This window comes from Sulfurihydrogenibium yellowstonense SS-5, assembly GCF_000173615.1.
In the GTDB taxonomy this organism is placed as follows: Bacteria; Aquificota; Aquificia; order Aquificales; family Hydrogenothermaceae; genus Sulfurihydrogenibium; species Sulfurihydrogenibium yellowstonense.
The window spans coordinates 1-5,374 of record NZ_ABZS01000113.1 but is presented as its reverse complement, the minus strand read 5'-3'; the positions used below and the strand labels follow the sequence as shown (position 1 = coordinate 5,374).

Sequence of the window (5,374 nt, the reverse complement as noted above, 5' to 3'; positions counted from 1 at the left end):
TGCCGCTTGTCCCGTGATTACAAAAATACCTGCACCTATAATTCCACCAACTCCTATAAAGACTAAATCCCAAAAGCCTAAACTTCTTTTTAATTTAGTTTCTACTTGTTTATATTCTTTTTTTCTTAGAAATTCCATTGCTTACCTCCGCTTATATTTTGTAAAATTTTAACATAACTTTAAAATGAGGAAAATTATGGATTTAAAAACATTTGAAAAAGCTTTTAGAATATTAAAAAAAGAAAGCAAAAATTGGAACGCTCCTGTAGTTGCATTTATGGGGAGAAATGGAAATGACCCGTTTAAAATACTGATTTCTACCATTTTAAGCCTTAGAACAAAAGACCAAACAACAGCTCAAGCAAGTGATAGACTTTTTAAAGTTGCAGATACGCCGGAAAAAATTTTAAAACTTTCTGAGAAAGAAATAGAAGAATTAATCTATCCGGTTGGATTTTATAGAAATAAAGCAAAAATTATAAAAGAGATTTCAAAAATACTTGTTGAAAAATTTAATTCTAAGGTTCCTGACGATTTAGAAACGCTTTTATCTTTCAAAGGTGTTGGAAGGAAAACGGCGAATTTAGTTTTATCAGAAGGTTTTGGGAAACCTGCTATATGTGTAGATGTTCATGTTCACAGAATATCAAATAGAATTGGCTTAGTAAAAACCAAAAATCCGGAAGAGACCGAGTTTAAGCTGATGGAGATATTGCCTAAAAAATACTGGAAAGATATAAATTTTGTATTTGTTGCCTTTGGACAAACTATTTGCAAGCCTGTTAAGCCTAAGTGTAACCAATGTCCGATTATAAAGTACTGTGAATATGATAAAAAGAGTTAAATGGAACTACTCTAAAAATCAACTTTATCATCCTAAATGAAGTGAATAATCTTCGCCTTTTAACTCTCACTTATTCATTGTATGGCAATTGATAAATTGCTTATTCTCAATTTCTCGCCTACTTTAAAAAAAGAGAGCCTTCGGATTTATATCCTCGTAGGATGACAGTATAATGTTGAATGGCAAGTATTAGAGAAAGGTTAACTTTCTTTTCCTCTCTTTTAAAAGAGGAGATACTTTTACGTCCTCAGGATGATACGGAAAGGTGAGCTTACGAGAATTTTAGAACACCCGACGTATATATAAAAATATTATCGAGACTGCTTGCAAAAATCCACATCGTCATTCTGAGCGAAGCGAAGAATCTCATTTTTACTTTATTTTAAAAAAGAGATTCTTCGGCTTACAACCTCAGGATGACAGAAAGGTAAGCTTACGAGAATTTTGGAACACTTTCATTTGGAACACTTTCAAATATTATCTACTTTTAAAACTCTATTTTAAAATTCATTATTTCGATGGTTTTTAGATTTTAATTCAATGCTTATTTAAAAGTAAATCATTTCAACTTAATCACATTCCAATTATCTTTATAATCACACGCTTTGGTCTTTGGCCATCATATTCTACATAAAAAACCTCTTGCCATGGACCAAGGTCTAATTTGCCATTTGTGATGGGAAGTACTACCTGCAGATGAGTTAAGAGATTTTTTAGATGCGCATCTGCGTTATCTTCACCTGTTAAATGATGTTTATAATCTTTTTTGAATGGTGCTAAGCTATCAAGCCAATTCCAAATATCCTCATGAAGCCCTTCTTCATCATCTTGAACAATTACCGAAGCAGTCAGATGCATTGCAGATACAAGACAAAGTCCTTCCTTAACTTCAGATTCTTTAACTGCTTTTTCTACTTCTTCAGTAATTCTTATTATTTCACGCCTGTTTTTTGTATTAAAGGTCAAATACTTAGTATAGCTTTTCATAAGCTTTATACCCCAATAGCCCTTTTCATAACTTCTATTGGTGCTGGTTTGCCAGTCCAAATTTCAAAAGATTTTGCCCCTTGGTAAATTAACATAGGATAGCCATTTTGATAGTTAGCATTTTTTTCTTTTGCTTTTTGTAGCAGTTTAGTTTCTTCATAGATAATATCTACAACTGTATGGCTTGAATTGATAAGATTGTAATCAAAAATTTCTGGGTCATCTTCATTTAGACCCACGGAAGTTGTATTAACTATGAGTTCAACTTCGTTCAAAATACGGTTTATCTCGTCTAAGCTGATTGGTTTTATAATCATTTTAACAATTCTATAAAAGTTAGAAAAATCTTCTATCAAATTCTCTGCCCGCTTTATAGTTCGGTTGGCTAAATAAATTTTTCCAACTCCTTGATTTAATAGTCCATAAATAATTGCCCTTGAAGAACCACCTGCACCAATGACTAAAACTCGTTTACCAGCTATATCCGGCATGATTTCTTTCAAACCTTCAATGAATCCATACCAATCTGTATTGTACCCAATAAGATATCCATCAATATTTTTGATCGTGTTGACAGCTTTGATTACTTTGACTTCTTCTGAGATTTCATTAAGATATGGAATTACGTTTTCTTTGTGTGGGATTGTAACATTGACGCCTTTGATATCTAAAACTCTTAAAGATTCTACCGCTTTTTCTATATCTTCAGGTTTTACCTGAAATGGTACATACACAGCATTTATACCAAGATGTTGGAATACTGCTGTTTGAAACGTAGGAGACTTTGAATGTTTTACAGGATAACCAAATAATCCATAGACTAAGGTATTTCCGTCTAAAGTCATGTTATTGATATTTTTCTTCTCCAATGTTTACAGCTTAACCCATGGAAGAGATTCTTTTATAGTATAAATTACCAAATCTTTCATTGTCATATCAGCAACCGGACATGTTTGACATGTGCCGTATAATTTTAAAAACACTTCGTCGTTTTCAACTTTAACAAGCTCAATATTACCAGCATCTGCAAGTAAGGCAGGTCTTACTTTGTCTAAAATCTCTCTGACCTCTTGTTCTTTGTCAAAAGCCACCATCTCACTACCTCTTAATGTTTGTTTGCTATTTTATAAAAATCTTGTATGATTTTTTCTCTTTCTTCCTCAGGCACGTTTAAAAGCTTTAACGCCCCAATTAAGCTCAACTTCTTAAAAAGTATTGTATCCAATCTTTCTTCATAAAAATATTTTAAATAAGGTTTGTACCTTTCTTCAAGCTCAGGAAATTCTTTAAAAATTTCTGAAATTTTACTTTCTATTGTCAATCTCATTACACCTTCCTGATATAAAAGTGTAATATTCCGTCTTCTTCTTTGTACCCTAAGAATTCATTTCCGGTGGTTTGACACCAAGCCGGTACATCTTGGATGGCTCCTTCATCGTCTGCTAAAAGCTCTATAATCTGACCTTTCTCTGCCTTTTTTGCTACTTTGGCAAGTTCTGTTATAGGGATTGGACAGTAAGTCCCTGTTGCATCATGGACTATGTCTGCTTTTATTTCCATTTAAGCTAACCCTCCATTGATTGATTGTTTCATCATCAAAAGGAAATCCAGTCAAAATTTCCTCTCTATCCATGAAAGAATATTTTACATCAATTTTACCGTCAATTGTCTTTGAATATCTTGCAATTATATTGGCAATTATTTGTTTATCATCCTCATCTAAGATTTCGCCGTTTATGGTTTTTGCAATTGCCACCGGACCTTTTCCGATTGGTTCAAAGAAATGATAATTTTTCTTAAATCCCAATAAAAAATTGTTTTCTCCTTCATTTCTTGATACAATTAGTTTAGTTCCTGAGTCTAATCTGAAATGTCTTCCTACTGTGAATAAAACTAAATCCTCTTGCGTAATCTTTCCTTCAACTGCCATTGTTTCCTTGTATTTATATGCATAGTTTTCATCAGTAAGATAACAGCATCCGCCAGCCGGTGATTCATACTCATCTATTCCAAGTTCTTTTGCAAGCTCTATTTGTCTTTTTCTGCTTCTTCCGACGATGCCTTCTAACTTTTCTCTATCTACCCATCCATTTATTTCTGGAATTGTTGGTGGAAGCTTTTTGGCTGATAATGGTCTAAGAATAAGACCCTCTAAACCCGCCTCTCTTTCTATGATTTTTAAAGGAATGGATTTTTGACTTTTTGGTCTTTGTCCAAGAACTTCACCTGAAATTACAAAATCTGCTCCTACTTCTTGCATAATTTCTTTTGCTTTTTTAAACATATAGATTCTACAATCTATGCATGGATTGATATTTGCCCCATATCCAAATTTTGGATTTAGGATAACATCCATATAACCATCTGATATGTCCACTATTTCTAAAGGAAATCCGTATTTTGCAGCAAATTTTAAGGCAGGATTTATGTAGTGAGAGCCGTCTTCTTTTTTCTCGCCTCTCCTTCTTTTGGTTTCTGTTATACAAAACCCAGTATAGAAGTGAAGTGCTAAGACATCAATACCTTGGTTTTGAACGAGCTTGATAGCAAGGGTGCTATCAAGCCCACCGGAATATAACGCTACTGCCTTTCTTTTCATTATCCTATATGCTCTAAGGATACTGCTTCTTCTTCATGGTCTTCTTCTATACAGTCAGGTATTTTGCTTGCCTCTTCCACTCTACCTTGTTTTAAAAGATAGTCTTTAATAGCTACATGAAGAGTTTCTAATCCTAAGTTTGTGCAGTGAATTTTTTGTGGTGGTAGTCCGCCAAGCTCTTCAAAAATTTCTTTATAAGTCAAGTTTAAAGCATAATCAATAGGCTTTCCTTTTACCATTTCTGTTAAAACAGAAGATACCGCTATCGCTGAACCACAACCAAATGTTTTAAACTTAACATCTGTAATCGTGTCTGTCTCTTTATCTACTTTTATAGTAAAGAGCATAGCGTCACCACAAGATGGATTACCACATTGTCCTATTCCATCCGGGTTTGGTATTTCTCCTAAGTTTCTTGGATTCATAAAGTGATCCATTACTTTTTCTGTATATTCAAACATGTCTAAAACCTCCTAATAGATTTTAAATTAAAATAAGCCTATATTAATCTTATTCCAATGATATTAATCACGTAAATCGTGAAGACGTTTTTAAATTTTAATTAACTAAAAGCCATGCAAAGAATTTACTTCTGTTTCTGTTGCTTCCAAAAGACATAAAACGTGGAAATCCTTCACTTCGCTGCTGGATGACGAAAACCACCATTCGAGTCATTCTGCACCGTGCTTGGAATTTTCGTTCTTTTTATCTTACTTATTCACTTTCCACCTTTTTAAAAGAGGGGATCCTTCGGACTAAAGCCCTCAGGATGACAAGGAAAAAAAAGAGTTGCACGTTAACGGTAGCCTTATTTATTATTCCAAAGCCGGGGGAAGAGTTTTCTACTTTTACTGAATTTCTTATCCGATGTATAAAATAAATAAATAAATAAATAAAACTTCTAATCTTCTTACTTAAACTTGAGGCTGTTCCAAAAATCCACG

The 5,374-nt window shown here is 33.4% G+C and carries 9 protein-coding genes; 1 reads left to right on the top strand and 8 read right to left on the bottom strand.

The window, feature by feature from the left end; translation table 11 throughout:
* Positions 1-196: 196 nt before the first annotated feature.
* Positions 197-844 (top strand): endonuclease III domain-containing protein, encoded by a 648-nt coding sequence (locus tag SULYE_RS05455; protein ID WP_007547329.1) that lies wholly within the window; start codon positions 197-199, stop codon positions 842-844.
* Between the two features lie 573 nt (positions 845-1,417).
* On the opposite strand, the gene SULYE_RS05450 is transcribed toward SULYE_RS05455, so the two are convergent.
* The 8 genes from SULYE_RS05450 to SULYE_RS08560 form a co-directional block, all read right to left on the bottom strand.
* A complete protein-coding gene (locus SULYE_RS05450) occupies positions 1,418-1,831 on the bottom strand; it encodes a secondary thiamine-phosphate synthase enzyme YjbQ (RefSeq protein ID WP_007547327.1) in 414 nt (137 codons plus the stop codon).
* Between the two features lie 5 nt (positions 1,832-1,836).
* Positions 1,837-2,700: a shikimate dehydrogenase gene (gene aroE, locus SULYE_RS05445; RefSeq protein WP_232178611.1), complete on the bottom strand. Its 864-nt coding sequence runs from the start codon at positions 2,698-2,700 to the stop codon at positions 1,837-1,839.
* 3 nt (positions 2,701-2,703) lie between these two features.
* Positions 2,704-2,925 (bottom strand): NifU family protein, encoded by a 222-nt coding sequence (locus tag SULYE_RS05440; protein ID WP_007547325.1) that lies wholly within the window; start codon positions 2,923-2,925, stop codon positions 2,704-2,706.
* Positions 2,926-2,936: 11 nt separating this feature from the next.
* The gene (locus SULYE_RS05435; RefSeq protein ID WP_007547324.1) at positions 2,937-3,158 is read right to left on the bottom strand and encodes a hypothetical protein; all 222 of its coding nucleotides are present in this window, start codon (positions 3,156-3,158) and stop codon (positions 2,937-2,939) included.
* Complete coding sequence (locus SULYE_RS05430; RefSeq protein WP_007547323.1) at positions 3,158-3,391, bottom strand: sulfurtransferase TusA family protein; 234 nt, start codon at positions 3,389-3,391, stop codon at positions 3,158-3,160. The genes SULYE_RS05435 and SULYE_RS05430 overlap by 1 nt, the downstream gene beginning before the upstream one ends.
* A complete protein-coding gene (locus tag SULYE_RS05425; protein ID WP_007547322.1) occupies positions 3,363-4,430 on the bottom strand; it encodes a hypothetical protein in 1,068 nt (355 codons plus the stop codon). Before SULYE_RS05425 ends, SULYE_RS05430 begins: the two co-directional genes overlap by 29 nt.
* On the bottom strand, positions 4,430-4,891 hold the full coding sequence (locus tag SULYE_RS05420) for an iron-sulfur cluster assembly scaffold protein (protein WP_007547321.1): 462 nt from the start codon (positions 4,889-4,891) through the stop codon (positions 4,430-4,432). The genes SULYE_RS05425 and SULYE_RS05420 overlap by 1 nt, the downstream gene beginning before the upstream one ends.
* 253 nt (positions 4,892-5,144) lie before the next feature.
* The coding region (locus tag SULYE_RS08560; RefSeq protein ID WP_043989135.1) for a hypothetical protein at positions 5,145-5,374 on the bottom strand (230 nt) is incomplete at its 5' end.